Here is a 25,945-nt window from a genome sequence, read left to right as displayed (position 1 = left end):
TGATAGAAAAGAGGATAATTATAATGGACACCACTTACTATTTTGTTGGGATCAAAGGTACAGGAATGAGTTCTTTGGCGTTGCTCCTGCATGACCAAGGGCTGAAAGTTACTGGTTCTGACATAGAGAAATACACTTTTACACAACGCGGATTAGAGTTAGCTGGAATAAAAATATTACCTTTTGATGAAAATAATATTCATGAAGGTTTGACGATTGTGGCAGGAAATGCCTTTGATGACAATCAAAAAGAAATAAAAAAAGCCCGTAAAATGGGATTAGAGGTAATTCGTTACCCAGATTTTTTAGAAAAATTGATACAGAAGACGACAAGTATTGGAGTGGCGGGTGCTCACGGTAAGACAAGTACCACTGGACTTTTGGCGCATGTTTTAGGTGGTGTATCTCCAACAAGTTATCTTGTGGGCGATGGTTCAGGCAAAGGGGTACCTAACGCACGTTTCTTTGTTTTTGAAGCTGATGAGTATCGGCGACATTTTGTGGCGTACCACCCGGACTATGTAATTATGACAAATATTGATTTTGATCATCCTGATTACTTTACTGGGATTGAGGATGTTTGCGCAGCATTTTCAACGCTTGCCTCACAAACCAAAAAAGGAATTTTTGCCTGGGGAGAAGACAAGAATCTTCGTAAACTAAAATCAGAAGTTCCAATTCATTACTATGGAACTGAGGAAAATGATGAGTTTAGAGCTACTAATATCAAACGTACGACGAAGGGATCTTCCTTCGATGTATATCGACATGATGTGTTCTTAGGAAATTATCAAATCCCATTGTTCGGTGAGCACAATGTCTTGAATAGTTTAGCGGTGATAGCTGTTTCGTACTTTGAAAAAGTTGATCAAGAGGAAATAAAGCATGAGTTGTTGAGTTTTAAAGGTGTAAAACGTCGCTTCACAGAAAAGTATGTCGCAGACGTAACTATTATTGATGACTATGCGCATCATCCTTCGGAAATTAAAGCAACCCTTGATGCCGCACGCCAAAAATACCCGAAAAAGAAGATTATTGCGGTTTTCCAACCACATACATTCAGTCGAACAATTGCCTTGATGGATGATTTTGCAGCTAGTTTGAATATGGCTGACCAAGTCTTCTTGACAGATATATTCAGTTCGATTCGTGAACATGGTGGAAATGTGTCTAGTGCCGATTTAGGAAATAAAATTACTAAGGGTGGTTCAGTTCTGAAGTTGGACAATATGTCGCCCTTGCTGGATTTTCATGATGCAGTTGTTATCTTTATGGGCGCGGGTGATATTCAGAAGTATGAGTATGCATATGAGAAATTGTTGAGCAACTTAAGCTATAAAAACAATTAAATAATCAAACGAGCAGCGATAATGCTAATATAAGCGATGGTGTGTAGGTATTTTTAACATCAAATTTAAAGATGGGACTTTGCCTGAACAGTACTTCGATTTAGTTTTTCACTCTGCTCGTTTTTTATTTGGCACATATACATTGAGCACGTGAAAATGATATGCTAATATATAGACAAGACTATATGGAGGTGGCGCAATCTATGTCAGAAGATTCGCATAGAAAGGGTAAAACGATTGATGAAATAGTGGAGGGGGATTCTCTTACAGTCAATGAGAGCCTTTCAGATCGAGACATATTACTTTATTTGGGAATGACGAATGATAATAATCCTTTGTATATTCAACATGAGTACGCAAAAGAGATCGGTTACAAAGGGCCGGTTGTACCTCCTGTATTATTAACCGGTATCATTACTAGTTCTATTTCCAAACTTTTGCCAGGCCCTGGGAGTGAAGTTGTCAATTTATCTGTCAACTTTATGCTACCTGTTTACCATGATGAAAATGTAACACTAAATTTTGAGGTTATTAAGGTCGATATGATGAAGGAAGTAGTTACGCTTTCCATTACTGGGACTAAAAACGAAGATGAGCGTATTGTGGATGCCATAGTGATGGTAAAACCTCCGAAAAAAAGGTCAGTTTCGCTCAATGGTATAAATATTGAAGAGGTGAATGCTTAATGAACAATGAACAACAAATAGTAAATTCAAGTCGTGAAGGATTAAACAGTTTTTTAACAAAAATGTATAGTTTTATGGCTGGCGCTGTTGGTATATCTGCGGTAGTGGCGTATCTTGTTTCGAACGTTTATTATCAGCAAACAATGAGTTTTATGGCTCAAAATCGTTACATGATGTGGCTCTTGATTGCAGCTCAATTTGGTATTGCAATCGGAATGTCATTTAAGGCTGATCGTTCGCCGCTTGCTTCTGGAGCGGGGTTGGTATTGTTTTCCGTAATTGAAGGCTTGTTTTTTGGGATAATCCTAACGGCTTATGCTTATCAAGATGTAACAATGGCCTTTGTTTCTGCCGCAGCTGTTTTTGTCGTCCTAGCCATTATCGGAACGATTACAAAACGTGATTTGTCACGTATTGGAACTCAGGCTTTGGCAGCATTGATCGGATTGATTGTTGTTTCAGTTATTAATATTTTTCTCCAAAGCTCTATGATTGCTTTTGTATTTTCCTTCGTAGGAGTGATTATCTTTACTGCTTTAATCGCTTGGGATGCACAAAAGTTTAAACTTCTTTATCATCAGACCGCTGGGCAAGTCAACACTAACAGTTTGGCTCTGATGGGAGCTCTGCAGCTCTATCTTGATTTTGTCAATTTGTTTATCAGTTTGCTGAATATTTTCACAGGTTTTAATGGTAAAAATTAGATTTAAAAAAGCTAAGGAGGCTAGGGCGTGTTAGTATTTTGCCCTAGCCTTATTTATTTGAAAAAGAAAACAGTAAGGATTTACGATTGTGACGATAATTTGCAGGTAATGAAGATAGTCTATTTAAAGGAGTTTTAAGTGGTGGAAGATAAAAAAAAATTATTGTTAATTGATGGAAATAGTGTAGCATTTAGGGCTTTCTTTGCTTTACATCAATCGTTGGAGCGTTTTGTTAATCATAATGGACTGCATACAAATGCAATTTATGGTTTCAAAACCATGTTAGATAACATCATTGAAAACGTTAATCCAACGCATGTTTTGGTTGCTTTTGATGCGGGCAAGAAAACATTTCGCAATGGTAAGTATTCTGATTATAAAGGTGGACGTTCAAAAACTCCAACAGAGCTCTCTGAGCAATTTCCTTATGTAAAAAAAATGTTGGATGCTTATGGCATGAAACATTACGAACTCCAAAATTATGAAGCAGATGATATTATTGGAACGCTTGCACAACAAGGTGAAAAAAAGGGATTTGAGACAACAATAGTCACAGGAGACCGTGATTTGACACAGTTAGCGACTAGTCAAACAACTGTTGCAGTAACACAAAAAGGTGTAACGGAAGTTGAAAATTATACACCGGATCATGTTGAAGAAAAATATGGTTTGACACCTAGTCAAATTGTAGACATGAAAGGATTAGTTGGGGATAATTCAGATAACTATCCAGGGGTTGCTAAGATTGGGGAAAAAACAGCGGTTAAACTGTTAAAACAATTTGAATCAATTGAGGGTATTTATGCAAATATTGACGATATAAAAAAATCTAAAATGAAGGAGCACTTGATCGAAGACAAAGAGAAGGCCTTTATGTGTAAAGATCTTGCTCGTATCAGGTGTGATATACCACTTGAAGTGGGCCTTGATGATATTGCATGGACAGGAATAGATGAGAAGGAGCTTGTGGAGTTTTTCCAAGAAATGGATTTTAAACGCTTCTTGGAAAAAATGAAAACAGACAGTCAAAATGATACTTCACGCAAAGTCATCGAAAATGTTGATTTCATTGCTTTATCACAAAAAAAGTTGGATCAAATTGATCTTAATGAGGATGAAGAAATTTCTTTTTACCTAGAAATACTTGGTGAAAATTATCATAATGCACCTCTAGTCGGTTTTGCTTTGAATATTGGAACTAAATATTATGTTGCTAGAGATACAAAACTTTTAAAAAATTCAAAACTGCGCAAATTTTTAGAGAATGAAAACTGTTCCGTTGATGTGTTTGATGGAAAAAGAACTTTTGTGGGCCTTAATCGCCTCGGAATTCATCTGACGGCAGTAAGATTTGATTTGTTATTGGTCTCATACCTGCTTGATACAAGTGATAATAGCAATGATTTGGGAAAACTGGCTCAAATGCATAACTATACGCAGGTACTTGAAGATGAAGAGATCTATGGAAAAGGAGCCAAGCTTAAAATTCCAGAAAAAGATGCAGAATATTTCGGACATTTGTGCAATAAAGTTCGAACAATTAAAGAATTAAGAAAGTCAATGATGCAAAAGTTGGCCAGTAACCACCAAGAAGAACTTTATTACAATATTGAACGTCCCTTGTCAATTGTCCTAGCTGAAATGGAAATAGATGGGATAACGGTTGATACCAATAGATTGGAAGAAATGGGGAGCGAGTTCAAAGAAAGAATCAGTGAAATCAAAGAAACGATTTACCAGGAAGCTGGAGAGAAATTCAATCTTAATTCACCTAAGCAACTAGGCGTCATTTTATTTGAAAAAATGAAGCTGCCCGTAATAAAGAAAACAAAAACAGGCTATTCGACTGCAGTCAGTGTTCTAGAAAAACTGCGTGGGATGGCACCGATCATTGACAATATTTTGAAATATCGCCAAATTGCAAAAATACAATCGACATATATTGAAGGTTTGCTGAAAGTAACTTTTAAAAAAGATAGTAAAGTCCATACGCGCTACACGCAAACCCTAACATCGACTGGACGTCTTTCTTCAGTAGATCCTAATCTGCAAAATATCCCGATTCGTTTACCAGAAGGAAAGAAGATCCGACAGGCTTTCATACCGCAGAAGAAGGGATGGCAAATTTTTTCTTCTGATTATTCACAAATCGAATTACGCGTACTGGCCCACATCTCACATGATGCTAACATGCAAACTGCCTTTTCAGAAGGACAAGACATTCATGCGAATACGGCTATGAATATTTTTGATCTTGATTCACCAACGGATGTAACGAGTAATATGCGTCGTCAAGCTAAGGCGGTAAACTTTGGAATTGTCTATGGAATCAGTGATTACGGATTAGCGCAGAATATTGGTATTTCAAGAAAGCAAGCTAAAGAATTCATTGAAAAATATTTTCAAGTATTCCCAGGAGTCAAGGAATATATGGAGCGTATTGTTGAGAGTGCACGTGAGAAGGGATACGTTGAAACTTTGTTCAAACGTCGCCGCTACTTGCCAGATATTCACAGCAGTAATTATAATGTCCGTTCTTTTGCGGAAAGAACGGCGATGAATACCCCTATTCAAGGAAGTGCAGCCGATATTATAAAGGTTGCAATGATTAATATGCAGAAAATGCTCAAAGAAAAGGGACTTAAAACTAGGATGTTGTTGCAAGTTCATGATGAACTCATTTTTGAATCTCCAAATGCAGAAATTCCTATCTTGGAAAAAGTTGTCCCAAGTGTGATGGATGCGGCAGTATCGCTTGATATACCACTCAAAGTTGAGAGTTCACATGGAATAACATGGTTCGATGCAAAATAAGGGAAGTGTAACAAATGCCAGAATTACCAGAAGTTGAAACAGTTCGCCGGGGACTAGAGAAAATGGTTTTGGGGGATACAATTGAACAGGTTAGTGCCTTGTATCCTAAGATAATCCAAGGTGATCCAAAAAATTTTTGCCAGCTCCTTAAAGAGCGCAAGATACTATCCATTGATCGCCGAGGAAAGTATTTGATTTTCAATCTTAGTGGCGAGCTCTCGTTGATTTCACACCTTAGAATGGAGGGAAAGTATTTTGTGAAATCAAGCAGCGATCCATTAGAAAAACATACTCATGTTGTTTTTTCGCTACATGGTGGAAAACAGTTGCGTTATAATGATGTGCGAAAATTCGGACGAATGGAATTGGTACCAACATCCCAAAAGTTCGAAGTTTCAGGAATAAAAAAATTGGGACCAGAACCAACCAAGGCCGCTTTTGACACAAGTGTTTTTTATCACAAGCTGAATCAAAAGAAAAAGGTTGTTAAAACAGCGCTTCTTGATCAAACACTTGTAGCTGGATTGGGTAACATCTACGCAGATGAGGTCTTATGGTTAAGCCGTATTCATCCAGAAACACCGTCATACCGGTTAAATGAACAAGAGGTCAAACTACTACACGATAATATTATTATAGAACTTGCAAAAGCAATCAGAGCCGGTGGAACTACTATTAGAACATATACGGATGCTTTTCAGCATCTTGGATCGTTTCAATTTGAATTGCATGTATACGGGAAAAAAGGCATGCCCTGTGAACGTTGTGGCGCTTCTATTGAAAAAATCGTTGTAGGGCAGCGTGGAACTCACTTTTGTCCAGTTTGTCAGAAGGTTAAGTAAATGACATATATTTTGGGCTTAACTGGTGGAATTGCAAGCGGGAAATCAACTGTCAGCGAGTTCTTGAAAAAAAAAGGTGCAACGGTGATTGATGGTGATCGTATTGCTCGACAAATTGTTGAACCTGGAACGGTTGGTTTGGAAAAAATAAAGCAGACTTTTGGAAATGAAATCGTTAAAACTAATGGAAAGTTGGACAGAGGACGGTTAGGAAAAAATGTTTTTGCTAACAAAAAACATTTAAAACAATTAAATGCAATAACTGGGCCGCTTATCAGACAAAAAGTTGAAGAATTGATTGATCAATCAAGAAAAATGAAAGTCAAATTGCTTGTTTTAGAAATCCCCCTTCTTTTTGAAGGACATTATGAAAAATACTGTGACAGTGTTATGACAGTTTGTGTTCCATATAGTGTTCAATTAAAACGCTTGATGAAACGAAACGGTTTAAACATTGATGAAGCCGAGAAGAGAATTAAATCGCAAATGAGTCAGGCTGAACGTAACAAACGTGCAGATGTTGTCATTGACAATTCTAAACAAGTTGAAGAAACCTTAATGCAAGTGATAGAATGGCTTATAATGAATAAGTTTGCATAGCACAAGAAAGAAATAATTCTTTTAATGAGGTGAAGGATATGAGATGTCCCCATTGCCATCATAATGGTTCACGCGTTGTCGACAGTAGGCCTGCTGACGATGGTCATGTAATTAGGCGTCGTCGGGAGTGTGAGGCTTGTGGTTTTAGGTTTACGACTTTCGAGAGAGTGGAAGCCACACCGCTGTTGGTAATCAAGAAAAATGGCACGCGTGAAGAGTTTAATCGCGAAAAAATACTTCGTGGGGTGATTCGATCAGCCGAAAAAAGGCCAGTTGGAATGGATGAAATCACACGAATTGTTGATGAAGTTGAAAACAAAGTGCGTTCTCTTGGAGAAAATGAAGTTTCCAGTCAATTAGTCGGTGAATATGTAATGGGTTTACTGGCAGATGTTGACGAAATATCTTATATTCGTTTTGCGAGTGTTTACCGCCAATTTAAGGATATGAGTGTTTTCCTAAAGGAATTGCAGGAAATGATGGCTCGTGATAGGAAAAATAAGAATAACGGTGACAATAAGGAACAGACACCAGATGACAAGAAGTAAAGGATGTGTTTGTCATGAACGGAGGCTGGCAGGAGATGTCTCCTAGAGATGGTTACGTGGTTGTCTCAAACGAAGTAATATTTGATAGTGATATGGATGTTATACTGCGTCTTTACCAGCCATTAATGGGGGTAACTGCATTTGGATTGTATTCCTTACTTAGGACGCAGATTGAGATGAAACCGCAAATCTCTGTTCGTAAAATGCACACAAGGCTGTTTGATCTGTTAGGAATAGGATTACAGCCTTTTTTTGAAGCACGCTGTAAGCTTGAAGCATTGGGATTACTGCGAACTTTTGAAAAAAAAGATGAGTTGGGAAAATTAGATCTTTACATTGTTCAACCGCCCCAGAAACCACTGGCTTTTTTTAAAGATGATTTATTGCGAGCCTTACTTTTAGAGACGGTCGGTGAAGAGTATTTTAATGAGCTGCAGTCAACTTATCTTCCAAATAGATTAACAAATTTCAAGGGAACTGAAACAACAAAACATTTTTTAGATGTTTTTTCGTTACAGACACAAGCTTTGTACAATGCTGCGAACGCTGAACAAGGCCAAACTGAAGAAATTCCCAAAGGTATAATTTTAGATGAGGACAAAAGTGGGTTTGATATGAGATTTTTGCAGCAAATGCTAGCCAAATCATTTATCGATGTCAAACAAGTTATGGAACGAAAAGAAAAAGTTCTAGTAGCTCATGAAGTTTACGGCCTTGATGAGCTTGAAGTAACGCAGCTTTTGGAAGAAGCCGCTAATGTACAGACAAATAAAGTTGACTTTCAGGTTTTTATGTCTCTGCTACATCAAAAATATAGTGATCGAGAGCATCTGCGGTCAATTATACCTAAAGATAAAACAGATATTGTAGCGTCGAAGACAGCCGCCAGTGAAAATAGTGGTCTGAATAAAGCTGATCAGGCACTATTGAATGCATGTAAAGCATATGCTCCAGCAGAATTTTTGCGAGTTTTAAAGTCAGAGAAGGGAACTTTTGTTACGACAGCGGAGAGAAATACGCTTGAATGGGTATCAGCGAAAAGGTTATTTAATAATGCAGTTATCAATATTTTAATTCACTACATGATAGTTGATCGTGGCATGTCTGTTTTGAACCGTGCTTTTTTTGAAGCAGTTGTGGCGGATTGGGCACAAAAGAAAATCAAGGATCCAAAAGAAGCAATGAAACAGGTACGAACATTTAATTCGAAAAAAAGGCAAAAAAACTATCCATCTTCTGGTTACTCTAAGAAAAGCAGGCGTACTAATGTCGTTCAAAAAGAGGAACTTCCTGACTGGGCTCAAGAAGGGTACAAACCTAAGCAGGTTTCAACTGTAAGTGAAGAGGAACGGAAAAAAATCAAAGAAAAGTTAAGTCGTTTTCGTAAAAAGAAATAAAAATTGTGGTTGAGGGAGATGACGGAATGAAAGATGTTGGTGAACAATTAGCTGAAAAATTGAAAAAACGTAATTGGAATAAAAACTATCGTCAATTGATTCGTGATGCGTTTGAAGATGAAGAAGTTAAAAATTTCATCCGTGACAATCAAGCTGGACTCTCGCAAGAAGATATTGCCAAGAGCGCTAGTAAGGTGTATGAATTTGTTAGCGTAAAAAACAAAATAAAAAGAGGCGAAGAAACACTTGCTCCAGGATATGACCCGCAATTGACTCTCAACAATCATTTAATAGATGTCACCTATGTTCCTAGTGAGGCTCTGATAATACAGAAAAAGAGACAAGCTATTTATAATCGTGTCCACTCAATCAACATGCCGAAGGATATCCGTGATGCGGAGTTGGCCGACTATGATCTTGAAGGACGAGAGCTGGCGGCTGAGGCAGCTGGCCGCTTTATTGTTGAGTATACGAATGCCCCTAAAAAATTTCATCGTGCGATGTATTTGCAAGGAAGTTTTGGTGTTGGGAAAACTTATCTTCTAGGTGCGATTGCGAATGGTTTAGCTGAAGAAGGTGTGACGTCTACATTACTACATTTTCCTAGCTTTGCAGTTGAAATGAAAAATTCAATTGGAAGCAATGGAACAATGAAAATGGTCGATGAAGTTAAAAGAACACCTGTTTTGATGTTAGATGACATAGGAGCGGATCAGCTTTCAAGTTGGATAAGAGATGATATTTTAGGAGTAATTCTTCAGTATCGAATGCAAGAAGAATTACCAACTTTTTTTAGTTCCAATTTAGATATGATACAGCTTGAAAAACAATATCTGACAACAAATAACCGCGGTGAAGCGGAGCCGCTTAAAGCCAAACGTATTATGGAGCGAATCAGATTCTTGGCTGAGGAGTTTAGGATTGTTGGTCGAAACCGCCGTCAATTTAAAAAATAATTTTGACTTGAACGGCAAGTCTATTAGTGGTTTAATATTAGATAGTTGATGTAGGAGATAAAAGGTTTATGAATTCAGGGATGAGTAATCTTGACTGAAAATTACTCAGGCTGTAAGCTTACCACTTCTATTTTTTATCTGGTGAAAAGTCAGATCGGGCTGCGTCCGTTAACAACGTGTTTGAGGAGATTGCAAAGTCAGTTTTTCTTATGTAATCTTGAATTTGGGTGGAACCGCGTTAATTAACGTCCCTAATGTGTTTTAACACATTAGGGCTTTTTTATTATTATAATTTGGAGGAAACTTAATATGGGAAAAATTAAAATTACATTTCCAGATGAAACGATCAAGGAGTTTGACAAGGGAATTACAACTGAGGATATTGCTAAAACAATCAGTACAAGTCTTGCCAAAAAGGCCGTTGCAGGTTATTTTAATGGAAAATTGATCGACTACCAACAGGGATTGGTTGAAAATGGAACGTTGAAAATCATCACCAAAGATTCAGAAGACGGGGTAAAAGTTCTATGGCAGACAGGTTCAATTTTATTGGCAAGTGCATTGTCTGAATTATATCCTAAAATGCACTTTGGCGAAGGAAAAGTGACAGAACATGGTTTTTATTTTGATACAGATAATGCTGAGGGTCAGGTAGCTGAAACTGAGTTTGATAAAATTTCACAAAAGATGAAAGAGCTTGTGAAAGCGAATATGGCAATCAAATATAAAGTTCTTAACGAACAGGAAGCTTTAAAAGCTGTTGATGGTGATCCTTATCGGATGGAACTGGTCAAAAAAGCAGCAGCCGAAAATGATGGTCAAGTAGCTGTCCATGTGCTCGGGGATTTTGTCGATGTCTCTGACGGTGCAAAATTAGCAACCACCAAAGGAGTTAAAATTTTTCAAATACTCTCTGTGGCGGGGGCATATTGGAAAGGCATTTCAAGCAATCCAATGCTTCAACGTGTTTATGGAACATCATTTTTCAAGCAAAAAGATCTAGATGCTGAATTAAAACGTCGTCAAGAGGCGCGTGAGCGTGATCACCGTGTTATTGGCAACGATTTGGATTTGTTTTTTGTAGATCCTAAAGTTGGCGCGGGTCTGCCTTATTGGATGCCAAAGGGTGCAACAATCAGAAGAACGATTGAACGATACATTATTGACAAGGAAGTTTCACGTGGTTATGAACACGTTTATACTCCAATTCTTGCAAATCTCGATTTATACAAACAATCTGGGCATTGGGATCATTATCGTGAAGATATGTTTCCACCAATGGACATGGGTGACGGAGAGATGCTTGAACTGCGTCCAATGAATTGCCCCTCACATATTCAAATTTATAACCGCCATATTCGATCATATCGTGATCTTCCACTTCGGATTGCAGAATTAGGCATGATGCATCGCTATGAAAAATCTGGTGCTTTGACAGGCTTATCTCGTGTACGTGAGATGACATTAAATGATGGTCATACGTTTGTTACGCCAGATCAAATCGAAGAAGAATTCAAACAAACACTTCAGTTGATGGTTTCGGTCTATAGCGATTTTGATATTACAGATTATCGTTTCCGTCTCAGTTATCGTGATCCTAAAAATACACATAAGTATTTTGATGATGATGAAATGTGGGAAAAATCACAGAAGATGTTAAAAGCTGCAATGGATGATCTTGGCCTTGACTATTATGAAGCAGAAGGTGAAGCTGCCTTCTATGGCCCTAAACTGGATGTTCAGACAAAAACTGCACTGGGCGGCGAGGAGACGCTATCAACTATTCAATTAGATTTCTTGTTGCCGGAAAAATTTGACTTACATTACATCGGTGCTGATGGCGAAGAACATCGACCAGTTATGATCCATCGTGGAATCGTTTCTACAATGGAGCGTTTTACAGCTTATTTGACGGAAATTTATAAGGGAGCATTCCCAACTTGGTTAGCACCGCAACAAGTTACAATTATCCCTGTGAAGAATGACTTGCACTTGGAATACTGTGAAGCATTGCGTGACCGCCTGGTAGCAAATAAAATTAGAGTTAATATTGATGAAAGAAACGAGAAAATGGGCTATAAGGTCAGACAGGCACAAGTCAACAAAATCCCTTATATTTTAGTAGTCGGTGATAAGGAAGTTGCAGAAAAGGGTGTTTCAGTTCGTCGGTATGGGCAAGATAACACTAAAGAAGTAAAGATAAATGATTTTGTAAATGAAATACTTGCAGATGTAGCCAGCTATAGTCGAGAAGCAGAATAAATGTAAGCCTGATAAACTTGAATAATAAGCTTGACTTGTGTGTATGACAATGATAATATAAGAAAAGTTGAGAAAAAAGCAGAAGCACCCGCTTCTCGCCTTGAGAACACTTTTGTTCCCGGGCACTTATAAAGTGAGTTTCGGATTGAACGAAGTGAAGAAAGCGGGAGGCTTAGTGATAAGTTTCCCGTTTTTTCTGCATTTTCTCTGATTATATTTGGAGGTGAAACACCATAGCAGTTGATAAAATGGTAAACGAAGGTATTCGAGCACGTGAAGTGCGTCTGATTGCTAGTGATGGCTCTCAGCTTGGTGTTAAGTCCAAGCAGGAAGCTTTGCGCTTAGCTGAACAGTCGAATTTAGATCTAGTTTTAGTTGCACCGAAAGCAAAGCCGCCAGTTGCCAGAGTCATGGATTATGGAAAATATCGTTTCGAACTGCAAAAGAAGCAGCGTGAAGCAAGAAAGAAACAAAAGGTCATCAATGTTAAAGAAGTTCGGTTAAGTCCAACGATTGATATTAATGATTTTAATACCAAGATGAAAAATGCACGCAAGTTTCTTTCTAAAGGAGACAAAGTTAAGGTATCTATCCGATTTAAAGGTCGTGCAATTACACATAAGGAAATTGGTTATGATGTTTTGAACCGGTTCTCAAAGGCAACTAATGATATTGCGACGGTTGAATCAAGAGCTAAAATGGATGGGCGTAGCATGTTTTTAATGTTAGCGCCTAAAGCCGAAAATTAGGCTTTTTAACATAGGAGGAAGAAAGTATTATGCCAAAACAAAAAACACATCGTGCTTCAGTAAAACGTTTCAAACGAACAGGAAATGGCGGCTTAAAGCGCTCAAACGCTTTTACTAGTCATCGTTTCCATGGAAAGACGAAAAAGCAACGTCGTCAATTGCGTAAAGCATCAATGGTATCTGCTTCAGATATGAAGCGTATCAAACAAATGCTTTCACAAGTTAGATAGCTTATGCATTTTTCGGATTTTTAAGGTTCATTAATTGAAAAATAAAATCACATGTGTGATTAGTAATACATCTCAAAAAAGAGATATGTGTTCTAAGGGCAGATCCGCATATAGCGAATAATATTGTAATTTACACCCTTAGACTAATTTAAGGAGGAATTTTCATGCCACGTGTTAAAGGTGGAACAGTTACACGCCAACGTCGTAAAAAAATGATCAAATTAGCAAAGGGATATCGTGGGTCAAAACATATCCAGTTTAAGGTTGCTAAGCAACAAGTTATGAAATCTTACCAATATGCATTCCGTGATCGTCGCAAGACTAAATCTAATTTCCGTAAATTATGGATTGCTCGTATTAATGCTGCTGCTCGCAATAATGATATCAGTTACAGCAAATTGATGCATGGTTTGAAACTTGCAGAAATTGAAGTAAACCGTAAAATGCTAGCAGACTTAGCGATTAATGATAGTGCTGCTTTCACTTCTATTGTTGAAGAAGCAAAGAAAGCTTTAGCTAAGTAGACAACGTAAGCAAGAAGAGAGAGTCTAGGACAAAATTTGTTCTAGACTTTTGTTATATCTAGATAAATTAACTGTACAAGTAGCAATCATAAATTTTTGCGCAATTTAATAAAAGTAGCATATAATAAATAGGTCAAGAAAAAATAGGAGTGTGTTATATGTTTGCACGTTTCAAGCCAACCTGGATGCTTGAATCAATTTATGATTTGACACCAGGAGATTTAAGAAGAAATGGGATCAAGGTTATATTAACAGATTTGGATAATACTTTGATTGCATGGAATAACCCTAACGGAACATCTGAATTAAAACGCTGGTTAGAAATAATGCGTGCGGAGTCAATTCCCGTCATCGTTGTATCTAATAACAGTAAGAGACGTGTTGCCAAAGCCGCGGCGCCCTTAAAACTTCCCTTTGTTTCACGTGCACTAAAACCCTTTTCGCGAGGTATAGATGAAGCAAAGAAAAAATTCAAACTGGAAAGTAGCGAACTAGTATTGGTAGGCGATCAGCTTGTGACGGATATTGCTGCTGCTAATTCAGCTGGTATTAAAAGTATTTTAGTTAAGCCCATTATTGAAACTGATGCATGGAATACTAAAATTAATCGCTTTTTCGAAAGAATTATTAAAAAAAATTTGATAAAAAATAATGTTATTTCATCAACATGGGGGCATTCATTAGATGAATAAAGAGAACGAAGAACTGTATTGTATTGGTTGTGGGGCATTGATTCAAAGTACTGATCCTAAAGGTGTAGGATATGTTCCAAACTCAGCGGTTCAAAAAAAAGGTGAAGAAGAGGATTTATATTGCAAACGTTGTTTCAGATTGCGTCACTATAATGAAGTGTCTGATGTAGCATTAACAGATGATGATTTTTTGAAAATCTTAACACAGATTGGCGAAACAGATTCATTAATAGTTAATGTGGTTGATATTTTTGATTTCAGTGGTTCAATTATACCAGGGCTTCAGCGTTTCGTCGGTGATAATCCGATATTGATCGTTGGTAACAAGGAAGATCTATTGCCAAAGTCTCTGAAAAGATCTAAGTTGAGGGATTGGATTAGGCAAAATGCTAATATGCAAGGACTGCGACCAGTTGACGTTGCCTTGGTAAGCGCCAAAAAAAATCACATGATAGATTCTTTGTTAAAGTTAATTGACAAACATCGTAATGGACGTGATGTTTACGTAGTAGGGGTTACCAATGTTGGAAAATCGACGTTAATTAATCAAATTATCAAGCAAAAAACAGGAATTGCTGAATTAATTACGACCTCCCATTTTCCGGGAACAACTCTTGATAAAATTGAAATTCCTCTGGACGATGAACATTTTCTCATTGATACACCGGGAGTTATTCATCAGCAGCAGATGGCACATTTTCTTTCAGGTAAGGAACTAAATATTGCTGTACCGCAAAAAGAAATTAAACCTAAAGTTTATCAACTGGGAGCGGGACAAACACTTTTCCTAGGTGCTTTAGCACGTTTTGATTATTTGGCTGGGGAAAAGAAGGGTGTAGTGGTTTATGTCGACAATAATCTGATGATTCATCGAACAAAGACAGTTAATGCTGAAGTTTTCTACGAGAAGCATGCAGGAGAATTATTACAGCCACCAATTGCTGAAAATATAGAAAAATTACCGAAGCTTGTTCGTTTTGAATTTAAAACAACTCAAAAAAGTGATCTTGTTTTTTCTGGATTAGGGTGGATTACGGTCAATGCAGATACGATTATTGCTGGATGGGCGCCAAAGGGAGTCGCAGTTACATTACGAAGAGCAATGATATAAATTTTAAGGAGGAAACCATGTCGTTAACTGGGAAACAAAAACGTTTTTTAAGAGCACAAGCACACTCATTGAAGCCGCTTTTTCAAATTGGGAAAGAAGGATTGAATACAGTTTGGATTAAAGAAGTTAGAAATGCTTTAAATAAGCGCGAGCTAGTAAAGATCAATCTTTTACAGAATGCTCCATCAGATACCGGTGAAGTTCGTAAATATTTAGAGGCAAAGACAGATATTCAAGTCGTTCAAGAAATAGGGCATATTCTGGTTCTTTACCGACAAGCGGATAATATAAAAAATCGGGATATCTCGAATAAATTGAATGAAGTATAAATTACTGTTTTGGAGGTATGAGAAGTGACTGTGCAAACAGTGAAAGACCCGCAGACTTTGACTATATCAGAACCTGATTTTGGTAGAAATAAAAAAAGAATTGGAATTCTGGGAGGGACTTTTAATCCGCCGCATCTAGGACATTTAATTATTGCTGAACAGGTTGCAGATCAATTAGGTTTGGAACGTGTACTTTTTATGCCGGATTCTAAACCGCCGCACGTTGACCATAAAGAGTCAATCAGTCCATTCGAGCGTGAACAAATGGTTGAGTTGAGTATAGCTGGAAATGATCTTTTTCAGATGGAAAAATGTGAATTGGAACGAGGAGGAATAAGCTATACCTATGACAGCATCAAGCTTCTACAAAAGTGTCATCCTGAATATGAGCTTTATTTTATCATCGGTGGCGACATGGTTGCCTACCTCCCTAAATGGCATAAAATTGAACAGTTGATCAAAATGGTTCATTTCGTGGGTGTCATCCGTGAAGGCTATCCTCAGAAAAGTCAATATCCAATTATGTGGGTTGATATTCCGTTGATTAATATCAGCTCAACTTTAATTCGTCAAAAACTGAGCCAGCACTGTTCTATCAAATATCTAGTACCTGATGCTGTTGAAAAATACATTTATGAAAGGGGACTATATGATGTTTGATTTAAAGTATCACAAAAAGTACTTTGCTGGGAGCAGAGTGGAGCTATGTACTAAAGTTCAACAGAGTGTCGGTGAAAAACGCTATCGGCATATTTTAGGAGTGGAGAAAGCTGCTATAGAACTTGCGGGAAAAAATGCTGTAGATGTTGAAAAAGCAAGTATTGCGGCCTTAGTTCACGACTATGCCAAGGAACGAAGCGCTGAGGAATTCAAAAAGGTAATTGACAGAAAGCATTTAGATCCAGATTTATTGAAATGGAATAATTTTATTTGGCATGGGGTTGTTGGTGCCGAGATCATTGAGGATGAACTTAAGATAAGTGATCCAGAGATATTAAATGCCGTCAGACGTCATACTGTCGGTTCTGTAAAAATGACGCAGCTAGATAAAGTAATTTATGTTGCTGATTTTGTTGAAGAGGGGCGCGTATTTCCTGATGTAGATTTTGCACGTACAATTGCATTCAAAAATTTAGATCAGGCAGTTGCTTTTGAGACTAAACACACACTGCAATATTTATTGTCTGCGAATAAGACAATTTATCCCACGGCGATTGAAACGTATAATCGTTGGGTAGTCGCAGTAAATTAAGGAGAATTAGATGAATAGCAAAGATATTTTAAAGGTAGTTGTTGAAGCGGCAGATCGTAAAAAAGCGGAAGATATTATTGCGCTTGATGTTCATAAAATAAGTTATGTTGCTGATTATTTTGTGATTATGCAGGCTGATTCCGAGCGTCAAGTAAAAGCGATTGCTGATACGATCGAGGAAAATGCTGAGAAAAATGGAATTGTAATCAAGCAGGTTGAGGGAAAAAATAGCGGTACTTGGATACTTATAGATCTATCCGATGTAATTGTACATGTTTTTAAAACAGAAACACGTCGTTTTTATAATTTAGAAAAACTTTGGTCAGAAGCGCCTCTTGCTGACGTTACTGAATGGGTAACTGATTAAAAATGGTTTATACAACATTTGCTCAACTATATGATGAATTGATGGAACCGAAAATGTATGAACAATGGTGTTCATTTATTGAAAAACAAGTTCCAACGCTCTCAACGGCTCAGATTTTAGATCTTGCTTGCGGAACGGGAAGACTAGCTGTTTTGCTGGCTCAGAAGGGCTATGATGTTGTCGGCTCCGATTTGTCTGCGGATATGTTAACTTTGGCCGAAGAGCATGCAAGAGATAAGCAGGTAAATATTCCCTTGATAGAAGCCGACATGCTTGATTTAAGTGAACTAGCTGATTTTGATGTTGTCACTTGCTGTTTGGATTCTCTGTGTTATATGGATGACGAAGAGAGTATGCTAAAAGTTTTCAGGCAGGTGTATGAACATCTACGAAAGGGTGGTTACTTTATTTTTGATGTAATTTCTCCTTATCAAACAGATGTCGTGTATCCTGGATATATGTATAACTATACGGATGATAACCGTGCTTTTATCTGGCAGTCGTATGAAGGTGACCAGCCTCACAGTGTGATCCATGATCTAACTTTTTTTGTGTATGATAAACACAAAAAAGGTTATGCGCGTTTGAATGAGACACATTATGAACGGACCTATTCTTTACCAGAGTATAGAAGAATTTTAAGTGAAGCAGGATTCAAAAGCATAAAAGAATTTGCTGATTTTGGAGATGCTGAGCCTTCCGAGACAACAGAAAGATGGTTCTTTGTTTGCCATAAGATATAGGAGGAGAGTTGCGGTGACAGTAGTTGGGATAATTGCCGAATATAATCCTTTTCATAATGGACATCTGCACCAGCTTGAGCAGATACGCACTCAGTTTCCAGATGCTACGATTGTTGTGGCAATGAGTGGTAACTTTTTGGAACGGGGAGAGCCAGCCTGTATTGATAAGTGGACACGGACTAAGCTGGCTTTAAGTGCAGGTGTGGATTTAGTTGTTGAATTACCGCTTGTTTTCTGTGTGCAACCAGCTGATCGCTTTGCACTAGGTGCAGTAAAAATTTTGAAAGAATTGGGTGTTCAAAAATTGTTTTTTGGTGCCGAGCACGCTGCATATGATTTCAATTTGATGGCAGAGAAAACTATGAAGATTCATGGGGATTTTTCTAAATATAATGAATCTTACGCTGCTGCATATCAACGAGCCGTTCACGAAAAATTAGGATACAGTGTTGATCAGCCTAATGATCTTTTAGGTTTGGCATATGCACGAGCAAATCGAAAAATGGGATCTCCTTTCGAGCTAATACCACTTCAGCGGGTAATTGCAGGGCATCATGATCTTTTTTTAAGGGAAAAAAAGCATATTGCTAGTGCATCTGCTATTAGGAAACAGCTGGAAAAACAGAACGTGAGGGAAATACGTAAATATGTTCCTAGTTGGACCTTTAATAGCCTGACCGAACAAAGAATAACTTCCTGGAAGAATTTTTGGTTACTGCTGTACTATCAGATCAAGACAAGCAGTTTGGAGAGGATGAGGAAGTTATACGATGTTTCAGAAGGGCTTGAATATCGTGTAAAGCAACAAACCGAAAAACTTCCAGAGAATGCAGTGTTTGATGACTGGATCAAAGCGGTCAAGTCGAAGCGGTATACATATACTCGTTTGTCACGATTAGCGGTGACCATTCTTATCCAAGTTACATCAGAAGAGGTCAGAAAGATTGAAGAAGATCCTTATATTAGACTGTTGGGTTTTAGCGATAAAGGCCGCTTTCATTTGAACAGGGCAAAAAAAAGATGCAGATATCCCATAATAACGAAAGTCGATAAAAAAACTAAAGAGGACCTTCTAGCCGTTGACTACCGCGCAGGAACAGTATATTCATTGGTAAATAAAGTTCCACAGGATTTAGGTCGTTTTCCTTTGTATTTTGAATAATTAGCTGTCAAGGAATAAACGTTGACATTGCTTTGTGAGACAGGTATAATTACTCTTGTTGTATTAGGAGGAGATTTGTATGAAGTGGTCTCTGAGTGAGTTGAGTCAAAAGGGAGCAAAGCCTCTCCATATTGATACAATGGTTGACGTTACTGCATCGATTAAGAAACGGAATAAGGATATTCTTGCTATTTCGTTGGCGCATGTTAACGGGCTGTTTTCGATGGATAGCTTAGGTTTGTTGGGGTATTTAGAAGTAGCGGTTACCGTGACTGTACCTTCAACAAGATCTTTAAAACCGGTCGAAATACCGCTTAAGTTTAATACGAGTGAATATTACGTCAGTCATCATGAATCTAATATGGAGCGCTTTGGTAGTAATGATGTTGTGATTATTCTAGATAACGACGTTATTGACTTAGATCAGATTGTTGAAGACAACGTTTTGTTGCAGATTCCGATGAAAATTCTAACCGCAGAAGAGAAACAACAAACGGCGGAATTTCGTGGTGTAGATTGGAATCTATCAGAGGAAGATCATAAACGCAACGATGATGATCATATTGATCCTCGGATGGCAAAACTGAAAGATTTTTTTAAAACTGATAAATGAGTCAGCGGATGGTTGCAAAATTAGTGAATACAAAGTACAATTCTTCTTGTTGAATAATTTATAATTAACTTAAAGGAGGTGGCTGTCAATGGCAGTACCAGCACGTAAAACTTCAAAAACACGTAAGAGATTACGTCGGACACATTACAAGCTACAAGTGCCAGGAATGAGCGCTTGTCCAAATTGTGGTGAATTAAGAAAATCACATCATGTATGTTCAAGTTGTGGTTACTATGGTGACAAGGAAGTCGTTAAAGTATCGAAATAAAACGAGTTTCAATTACAATGAAATAGTAGCATTCCAGGCTTATATGTCGTGGAATGCTTTTTTTCTATAACTAATTATAAAAAAATATTTGAATATTTTAATAGGGATAAAGCTAAGATATATGGTAGAATTTATCAAGATAAGGAGGCAACACAGATGAAAGTGCATAATGTTGAATTGACAATTAGCGCAGTCAGACCAGAACAGTATCCTGGTGATGGGTTTCCAGAAATTGCATTGGTTGGTCGTTCTAATGTTGGAAAGTCATCACTAATCAATACCTTAATTGGTCGTAAAAGCTACGCGCGTACGTCTGGTCAGCCCGGAAAAACGCAGACGCTGAATTTTTATAATGTTGAATCAAAGTTATTTCTAGTTGATGTCCCGGGATATGGTTATGCGAAAGTTTCAAAAAAAGAACGTGAGAAGTGGGGGAGAATGATTGAAACCTATTTAACAAAGCGCCCCAGCCTCAAGGGTGTAATTTCATTGATCGATGCTCGACACGAACCTACTGAACTTGATATTCAAATGTTGGATTTTCTACATTATTATCAGTTGCCAGTTTTGACCGTCGGTACAAAAATAGATAAGGTATCGCGTTCCAAGTGGAACAAAGTGACAAGCAGCGCATTAAAAAAGATAGGCTTTTTGAATAAAGATGCTTTTACTTTGTTTTCTGCTGTTGATAAAACTGGAAATGATGCGATTTGGGCTTGGATTGAGAAGATGACAAAATAAGATTGAAAGGGTGCTGGCAATGGAATTTAATGAGTATCAAAAGGCTGCAAAAAGAACTTTATATGGTAATGAACAAGTTCTGACAAACTGTGCATTGGGTCTTGCAGGTGAAAGCGGACAGTTGATCGATCTGATTAAAAATTACACCTTTAAAGGGAAAGATCTAAATCGCTCTGAGATGGTGCATGAGTTAGGGGATGTTCTTTGGTATTTATCTCAAATTGCAGCTTGGGCAGATATTCCATTCGATGAAGTGGCTGAAGATAATATTCAGACACTCAACAGACGTTATCCACATGGATTTTCACAAGATAAGTAGAAAATTTTTAGTATTAAGTTACATAACAAGAAATTTTTTATAATAGAATAGTAAAAAAATCTCATCCAAGGCTACAAACTGCTTTTAACGAATCAGAGTTACGGTTAACTCTTCGGAAAAAAGTTTTTAGCTTTGTTTGAGATTCTTTTGCATAGCCTAATATGTTACTGGGCAGAGTCTTTATTTTGGTGGGAATCTTTTTTTGCTTTTTCACTATTTTTTTCTTTTTTCTTTGGAGGTTCAACAGGATCGACTGCAAATTTTTCAAACATCTTATCTAACTGATTTTGACGGTTTACTGTAAGTCCCATAGTGGTATAATCACTCCTTTATCCTTAACTAGTGGTTGACTTTAGTCACTCAGTACAGGATAACAGTTTTTAAAACTAATTTCAATTAATTAACTTGTTGTATAAAAATGATAATAATATCATTTTTATGAATAAAAAATGCCTTTTTGAGTATTTTATTGCATAATAATTCCTGGTGAGGTATAATTTTTCCTGGTGGTAGCTTGTATTATCCCAGAAGGAGAAAGAATGCATGAAGAAAAACAAGTTTTTTTTATTTATAATTATTTTTTTATTAGCACTTATCATACCTTTTACACATGTGAAAGCTGCGAGTGATAATTACTTACAGAAAGTGAAGGACAAAGGCACGTTGGTCGTAGGAACAAGTGCCGATTATCCTCCATATGAGTTTACAGCAAAAGAAAATGGCAAAACAAAATACGTAGGGCTTGATATTTCGATTGCGGAAAGATTTGCTAAGGATATTGGCGTCAAATTAAAAATTAGGAATATGAACTTTGATTCACTTCTAGTTGCGTTAGAAACACATAAAATCGATATGGTAATCGCAGGAATGAATCCAACACCTGAGAGAAAAACGAGTGTTGCTTTTTCCAAGATATACTATACCGGTAATCAGTATATGCTCATCAATAAAAGTGATGCGGCACGTTTTAAAAAAATCAAAGATTTTAAAGGTCAAACAATTGGTGCTCAGACAGGTTCATTGCAATATTCGTTGGTTAAACAGCAGATGAAGGGCAATGATGTTAAGGGTTTGGCAAAATTAAATGACTTAGTAATAGCTCTACAATCACATAAAGTGAATGCTGTCGCAATGGAAGAGGCAACCGCAAAAGCATTTGCCGAAAATAATCGAAATCTAAAAGTCATTAATCCAGGCTTTGATATTGATGCAAGTCAAACTGGCTCAGCAATTGGTTTTTCTAAGGGAGCAGATAGTCTTGTAACAGCAGCAAATAAAACAATTGATGAGATAAAAAAAGACAATCTTATCAATAAGAAATACATTCCAGCTGCAGCTAAAAATATGACTGCTAACAGCAAAAAGAAGTCAATGATGAACTATTGGACATATTTTGCCAAAGGGATTGAATATACCTTGATTATCACGGTAGTCTCGGTGTTCTTTGGTTTTGTACTCGGGACGCTATTCGCTTTAATGCGATTATCTCGCAGCAAATTTGTACATGGTTTGGCAGTTTCATACATTGAGTTTGTGCGTGGGACCCCTCTAATGGTTCAGGTCATGTTTGTTTATTTTGGCGTTGGTGCAGTTATCCAATCTTTACCAGCTTTGGTTGCAGGTATTATTGCGGTTTCTTTAAACTCCGCTGCTTATGTTGCTGAAGTCATCCGCTCAGGGATTGAATCAATTCCTTCCGGGCAAACGGAGGCTTCAAGAAGCTTGGGAATGTCTCAAAAAGAAACATATCGCTATATCATTATTCCTCAAGCTTTAAAAAACATTTGGCCAGCATTAGGAAATGAGTTCGTGACCCTCATCAAAGAAAGTTCTATTGTGTCAATTATCGGTGTGACCGATCTGATGTATCAAATGCAGTTGGTGCAATCTGCAACTTATAAAGGGGTTATTCCGATTTTTATCACAATGGTTATTTACTTTTTGATGACGTTTGGTCTGTCTAAAGTTCTGGGTTATTTTGAAGGGAAGATGAAACATGCCTAATTTAATTGAAGTTCAAAATCTAGGAAAGTCTTTTGGAGATAATGAAGTTCTTAAAAATATTAATGAAAGTGTCAAGAAAGGCCAAGTAATCTGTGTGATCGGTCCTTCAGGTTCTGGAAAGAGTACATTTTTGAGATGTTTGAATGTGCTTGAAACGCCCTCAACTGGGAAAGTGTTGTTTGAAGGCAACAGTCTAACAGGTATCAGTGAATCTGAACTAAACAATCTTCGCGAAAAAATGGGAATGGTTTTTCAAAGCTTTAACCTTTTTCCAAATATGAATGTTATTGAGAATATTAAATTGGCACCTCTCCGAGTTAAAAAAATTTCGGATACTGAAGCAACTCAGCGAGCAAAGGAATTGCTTGAAAGAGTTGGGCTGGCGGATAAGGCTGAACAATATCCCCAAAGCCTTTCTGGGGGACAGCAACAACGGGTCGCAATCGCTAGAGCACTGGCTATGAATCCAGAAGTTATGCTTTTTGACGAACCTACTTCAGCGCTTGATCCAGAGATGGTGGGGGAAGTCTTGAAAGTTATGCAGGATTTGGCAGAATCTGGAATGACGATGGTCGTTGTTACCCATGAAATGGGTTTTGCCAAAGAAGTAGCAGACGAGATTTGGTTTATGGCAGATGGTTCTATCCAGGAAAAAGGAACCCCAGAAACATTTTTCAAAACACCCAAAACGGAAAGAGCCCAAGATTTCTTATCCAAAATTTTAAATTAGTATTTAAAGTAAGGTTCAAATAAACATTATACAGGTCTAGAAAAAAGCAATGTTTTCGTTTTTTGAAAATATTGCTTTTTTATTGAAAAGTTTTGTTTCATTCTATAAAGTTAAAGGTGCTTGTAATATAATATGAAAGTAATTACACAGTGAAAGGATGGTTCTAAAGTGGCAACAAAGCATATTGAAAAAAAGTTGAAATTATTGCCCGATCTGCCAGGTTGCTATGTGATGAAGGATATTAATAGTCAGATTATTTACGTTGGGAAAGCGAAGAATCTAAAAAATAGGGTGCGTTCTTATTTTAAAAGTGCTCATGAGGGGAAAACCGCGAAACTGGTTTCTGAGATAAGAGATTTTGAAACAATCATAACCTCAACTGATAAAGAAGCCTTTCTGCTTGAAATAACACTTATTCAGAAGCACAAGCCTTATTATAATATTAAATTGAAACGTGGAACAGGTTATCCATATATAAAAATAACTAATGAAAAAGATCCAATTATAAAAATTGTTAGCCGAGTAAAAAAAGATGGTGGTTATTATTTTGGACCTTATCCAAATGTTTATGCTGCGGAAGAAACAATGCAGCTTCTGCAAAAGGTTTATCCACTGCGGCGTTGTAATGGATATCAAAAGCGCCCTTGTTTATATTATCATATGGGGCAGTGTTTAGGAGCTTGTTTCAAAGAAGTGCCGATGAAAGATTACAATGAACAAATCAAAAAGATAAAATCTTTTTTGAATGGAAATGTTGGCAGAATTAAGCAGACATTAACAAATAAAATGAAACAAGCCTCTACAAGTTTGGATTTTGAAAGAGCTGCTGAAATAAGAGATCAAATTCGGTACATTGAAATTACAGTCGAAAAGCAGCAAATTATTTCGAATGATAATACACCGCGCGATTTGTTCAATTTTTATATGGACAAAGGATGGATATCTATTCAAGTCTTCTTTATACGGCAGGCGAGACTGATAAAGCGAGAGAAAAGAATTTTCCCTTGTATTGATACTCCAGAGGCAGAATTAGAGTCATTTATTTTGCAATTTTATAATAGAAAAAATAACGTTATGCCTAAGGAGATTTTGGCCCCCGAAACTTTGAATAAGGATGTTCTAGCAGATATTTTGAATCGACCAGTTAGAACTCCATATCGAGGGCAGAAAAAGGAGCTCCTAAACCTTGCTGAGAAAAATGCACGTTTAATACTGGAAGAAAAATTCAGGTTACTTGAATTGGATGATCGAAAGACAACCGGTGCGATGGATGAAATAACAGAAGCTTTAGGGCTCCCTAATGGGCATCGGGTCGAAGCTTTTGATCATTCGCACATTCAGGGGGCAGACATTGTTTCTGCCATGGTTTGTTTTATAGATGGTCGTCCAGAGAAAAATGAGTATCGCAAGTATAAGCTGCGAACTGTTAAACATGCAGATGAGGCTGCAAGCACACGTGAGGTAATTAGAAGACGTTATACACGTCTGTTGAAAGAACATGCTCAGCTGCCAGATCTGATTTTGATGGATGGTGCTGAAATTCAAATTGAGGCTGCCAGGGATGTACTTGAAAATGAATTGGGTCAAAAGATACCTGTAGCAGGAATGGTCAAAAATGAACATCATAAAACTGCTGATCTGATGAATGATAAGTTTATGAAAGTTCAGCTTGATCCAAAAAGTGAAGGATTTTATTTGTTGCAAAGAATTCAGGATGAAGTCCATCGTTTTGTTATAACATTTCACCGCAAGACACACTCAAAAAATTCTTTGGCTTCAAGATTAGATCTGATTCCAGGGGTAGGACCGAAATCGCGCGTCAAATTGCTGCGCAAATTTGGATCGATGAAAAAAATTGAGACAGCTACTGTGAATGATATTCAGGAAGCAGGAATTTCAAAAAAAGTGGCACAAACTATCAAAATTAGTCTAAAAAAAAATAGTCATTAGCTG

General features: G+C 37.3%; 29 protein-coding genes and 1 other annotated feature. Of the genes, 28 read left to right on the top strand and 1 reads right to left on the bottom strand.

Going from position 1 to position 25,945, the window contains the following annotated elements; all coding sequences use genetic code 11:
• Positions 1-23 precede the first annotated feature (23 nt).
• The 25 genes from murC to FC19_RS05100 all read left to right on the top strand — a co-directional run bounded on the left by murC (position 24) and on the right by FC19_RS05100 (position 21,258).
• Positions 24-1,349, top strand: a complete 1,326-nt coding sequence (gene murC, locus FC19_RS05220; protein WP_057875933.1) for a UDP-N-acetylmuramate--L-alanine ligase — start codon at positions 24-26, stop codon at positions 1,347-1,349.
• A 203-nt stretch (positions 1,350-1,552) separates the two neighbouring features.
• Entirely contained in the window at positions 1,553-2,035 is a 483-nt protein-coding gene (locus tag FC19_RS05215) for a MaoC/PaaZ C-terminal domain-containing protein (RefSeq protein WP_057875932.1), read from the top strand.
• A complete protein-coding gene (locus FC19_RS05210) occupies positions 2,035-2,739 on the top strand; it encodes a Bax inhibitor-1/YccA family protein (RefSeq protein ID WP_057875931.1) in 705 nt (234 codons plus the stop codon). The genes FC19_RS05215 and FC19_RS05210 overlap by 1 nt, the downstream gene beginning before the upstream one ends.
• 138 nt (positions 2,740-2,877) lie before the next feature.
• Positions 2,878-5,553 carry a DNA polymerase I gene (gene polA / locus FC19_RS05205; protein WP_187327535.1) on the top strand — a complete coding sequence of 892 codons (2,676 nt, stop codon included), beginning with the start codon at positions 2,878-2,880 and terminating at the stop codon, positions 5,551-5,553.
• Between the two features lie 14 nt (positions 5,554-5,567).
• Positions 5,568-6,395 (top strand): DNA-formamidopyrimidine glycosylase, encoded by an 828-nt coding sequence (mutM, locus tag FC19_RS05200; protein WP_057875929.1) that lies wholly within the window; start codon positions 5,568-5,570, stop codon positions 6,393-6,395.
• Positions 6,396-6,995 (top strand): dephospho-CoA kinase, encoded by a 600-nt coding sequence (gene coaE / locus FC19_RS05195; protein ID WP_057875928.1) that lies wholly within the window; start codon positions 6,396-6,398, stop codon positions 6,993-6,995. It begins immediately after the preceding gene.
• Positions 6,996-7,033: 38 nt separating this feature from the next.
• Positions 7,034-7,543: a transcriptional regulator NrdR gene (nrdR, locus tag FC19_RS05190; protein WP_057875927.1), complete on the top strand. Its 510-nt coding sequence runs from the start codon at positions 7,034-7,036 to the stop codon at positions 7,541-7,543.
• A gap of 14 nt (positions 7,544-7,557) precedes the next feature.
• On the top strand, positions 7,558-8,940 hold the full coding sequence (locus FC19_RS05185; protein WP_057875926.1) for a replication initiation and membrane attachment family protein: 1,383 nt from the start codon (positions 7,558-7,560) through the stop codon (positions 8,938-8,940).
• Positions 8,941-8,966: 26 nt separating this feature from the next.
• Positions 8,967-9,896: a primosomal protein DnaI gene (dnaI, locus tag FC19_RS05180; RefSeq protein WP_057875925.1), complete on the top strand. Its 930-nt coding sequence runs from the start codon at positions 8,967-8,969 to the stop codon at positions 9,894-9,896.
• Positions 9,897-10,205: 309 nt separating this feature from the next.
• Positions 10,206-12,158: a threonine--tRNA ligase gene (thrS, locus tag FC19_RS05175; RefSeq protein WP_057875924.1), complete on the top strand. Its 1,953-nt coding sequence runs from the start codon at positions 10,206-10,208 to the stop codon at positions 12,156-12,158.
• A 70-nt stretch (positions 12,159-12,228) separates the two neighbouring features.
• Positions 12,229-12,361: a sequence feature (ribosomal protein L20 leader region), on the top strand.
• A 45-nt stretch (positions 12,362-12,406) separates the two neighbouring features.
• Complete coding sequence (infC, locus tag FC19_RS05170) at positions 12,407-12,907, top strand: translation initiation factor IF-3 (protein WP_057875923.1); 501 nt, start codon at positions 12,407-12,409, stop codon at positions 12,905-12,907.
• Between the two features lie 29 nt (positions 12,908-12,936).
• A complete protein-coding gene (rpmI, locus tag FC19_RS05165) occupies positions 12,937-13,137 on the top strand; it encodes a 50S ribosomal protein L35 (protein ID WP_057875922.1) in 201 nt (66 codons plus the stop codon).
• A 164-nt stretch (positions 13,138-13,301) separates the two neighbouring features.
• Positions 13,302-13,661: a 50S ribosomal protein L20 gene (gene rplT, locus FC19_RS05160; protein ID WP_057875921.1), complete on the top strand. Its 360-nt coding sequence runs from the start codon at positions 13,302-13,304 to the stop codon at positions 13,659-13,661.
• A gap of 158 nt (positions 13,662-13,819) precedes the next feature.
• Positions 13,820-14,353, top strand: coding sequence for a YqeG family HAD IIIA-type phosphatase (locus FC19_RS05155; protein WP_057875920.1), 534 nt, complete (start codon positions 13,820-13,822; stop codon positions 14,351-14,353).
• Positions 14,346-15,464 (top strand): ribosome biogenesis GTPase YqeH, encoded by a 1,119-nt coding sequence (gene yqeH / locus FC19_RS05150; protein ID WP_057875919.1) that lies wholly within the window; start codon positions 14,346-14,348, stop codon positions 15,462-15,464. The genes FC19_RS05155 and yqeH overlap by 8 nt, the downstream gene beginning before the upstream one ends.
• 17 nt (positions 15,465-15,481) lie before the next feature.
• Positions 15,482-15,793, top strand: a complete 312-nt coding sequence (gene yhbY, locus FC19_RS05145; protein ID WP_057875918.1) for a ribosome assembly RNA-binding protein YhbY — start codon at positions 15,482-15,484, stop codon at positions 15,791-15,793.
• Positions 15,794-15,823: 30 nt separating this feature from the next.
• Positions 15,824-16,453, top strand: coding sequence for a nicotinate-nucleotide adenylyltransferase (locus tag FC19_RS05140; protein WP_057875987.1), 630 nt, complete (start codon positions 15,824-15,826; stop codon positions 16,451-16,453).
• Complete coding sequence (gene yqeK / locus FC19_RS05135) at positions 16,446-17,045, top strand: bis(5'-nucleosyl)-tetraphosphatase (symmetrical) YqeK (RefSeq protein ID WP_157061258.1); 600 nt, start codon at positions 16,446-16,448, stop codon at positions 17,043-17,045. The genes FC19_RS05140 and yqeK overlap by 8 nt, the downstream gene beginning before the upstream one ends.
• A gap of 10 nt (positions 17,046-17,055) precedes the next feature.
• Positions 17,056-17,412, top strand: coding sequence for a ribosome silencing factor (gene rsfS, locus FC19_RS05130; protein WP_057875916.1), 357 nt, complete (start codon positions 17,056-17,058; stop codon positions 17,410-17,412).
• Positions 17,413-17,414: 2 nt separating this feature from the next.
• Positions 17,415-18,155, top strand: coding sequence for a class I SAM-dependent DNA methyltransferase (locus tag FC19_RS05125; RefSeq protein WP_057875915.1), 741 nt, complete (start codon positions 17,415-17,417; stop codon positions 18,153-18,155).
• A gap of 13 nt (positions 18,156-18,168) precedes the next feature.
• The gene (locus FC19_RS05120; protein ID WP_057875914.1) at positions 18,169-19,317 is read left to right on the top strand and encodes a nucleotidyltransferase; all 1,149 of its coding nucleotides are present in this window, start codon (positions 18,169-18,171) and stop codon (positions 19,315-19,317) included.
• 79 nt (positions 19,318-19,396) lie between these two features.
• On the top strand, positions 19,397-19,930 hold the full coding sequence (locus FC19_RS05115; RefSeq protein WP_057875913.1) for a YceD family protein: 534 nt from the start codon (positions 19,397-19,399) through the stop codon (positions 19,928-19,930).
• An 88-nt stretch (positions 19,931-20,018) separates the two neighbouring features.
• Complete coding sequence (gene rpmF, locus FC19_RS05110; protein WP_034986545.1) at positions 20,019-20,198, top strand: 50S ribosomal protein L32; 180 nt, start codon at positions 20,019-20,021, stop codon at positions 20,196-20,198.
• Positions 20,199-20,354: 156 nt separating this feature from the next.
• The gene (yihA, locus tag FC19_RS05105; RefSeq protein WP_057875912.1) at positions 20,355-20,939 is read left to right on the top strand and encodes a ribosome biogenesis GTP-binding protein YihA/YsxC; all 585 of its coding nucleotides are present in this window, start codon (positions 20,355-20,357) and stop codon (positions 20,937-20,939) included.
• 19 nt (positions 20,940-20,958) lie between these two features.
• Entirely contained in the window at positions 20,959-21,258 is a 300-nt protein-coding gene (locus FC19_RS05100) for a nucleoside triphosphate pyrophosphohydrolase family protein (RefSeq protein WP_057875911.1), read from the top strand.
• 164 nt (positions 21,259-21,422) lie between these two features.
• On the opposite strand, the gene FC19_RS11620 is transcribed toward FC19_RS05100, so the two are convergent.
• Positions 21,423-21,569, bottom strand: a complete 147-nt coding sequence (locus FC19_RS11620) for an SPJ_0845 family protein (RefSeq protein ID WP_169790473.1) — start codon at positions 21,567-21,569, stop codon at positions 21,423-21,425.
• 232 nt (positions 21,570-21,801) lie between these two features.
• Here FC19_RS11620 and FC19_RS05095 point away from each other — a divergent pair, with 232 nt between their 5' ends.
• The 3 genes from FC19_RS05095 to uvrC all read left to right on the top strand — a co-directional run bounded on the left by FC19_RS05095 (position 21,802) and on the right by uvrC (position 25,942).
• Complete coding sequence (locus FC19_RS05095; protein WP_057875910.1) at positions 21,802-23,262, top strand: ABC transporter substrate-binding protein/permease; 1,461 nt, start codon at positions 21,802-21,804, stop codon at positions 23,260-23,262.
• The gene (locus tag FC19_RS05090; RefSeq protein ID WP_057875909.1) at positions 23,255-23,992 is read left to right on the top strand and encodes an amino acid ABC transporter ATP-binding protein; all 738 of its coding nucleotides are present in this window, start codon (positions 23,255-23,257) and stop codon (positions 23,990-23,992) included. Before FC19_RS05095 ends, FC19_RS05090 begins: the two co-directional genes overlap by 8 nt.
• A gap of 168 nt (positions 23,993-24,160) precedes the next feature.
• Positions 24,161-25,942 carry an excinuclease ABC subunit UvrC gene (gene uvrC / locus FC19_RS05085; RefSeq protein ID WP_057875908.1) on the top strand — a complete coding sequence of 594 codons (1,782 nt, stop codon included), beginning with the start codon at positions 24,161-24,163 and terminating at the stop codon, positions 25,940-25,942.
• Positions 25,943-25,945 lie beyond the last annotated feature (3 nt).

Origin of the sequence: Liquorilactobacillus aquaticus DSM 21051 (assembly GCF_001436755.1) — a bacterium.
Classification (GTDB): Bacteria; Bacillota; Bacilli; order Lactobacillales; family Lactobacillaceae; genus Liquorilactobacillus; species Liquorilactobacillus aquaticus.
The sequence above is the reverse complement of the archived record's forward strand: the minus strand, read 5'-3'. Positions and strand labels throughout refer to the sequence as shown.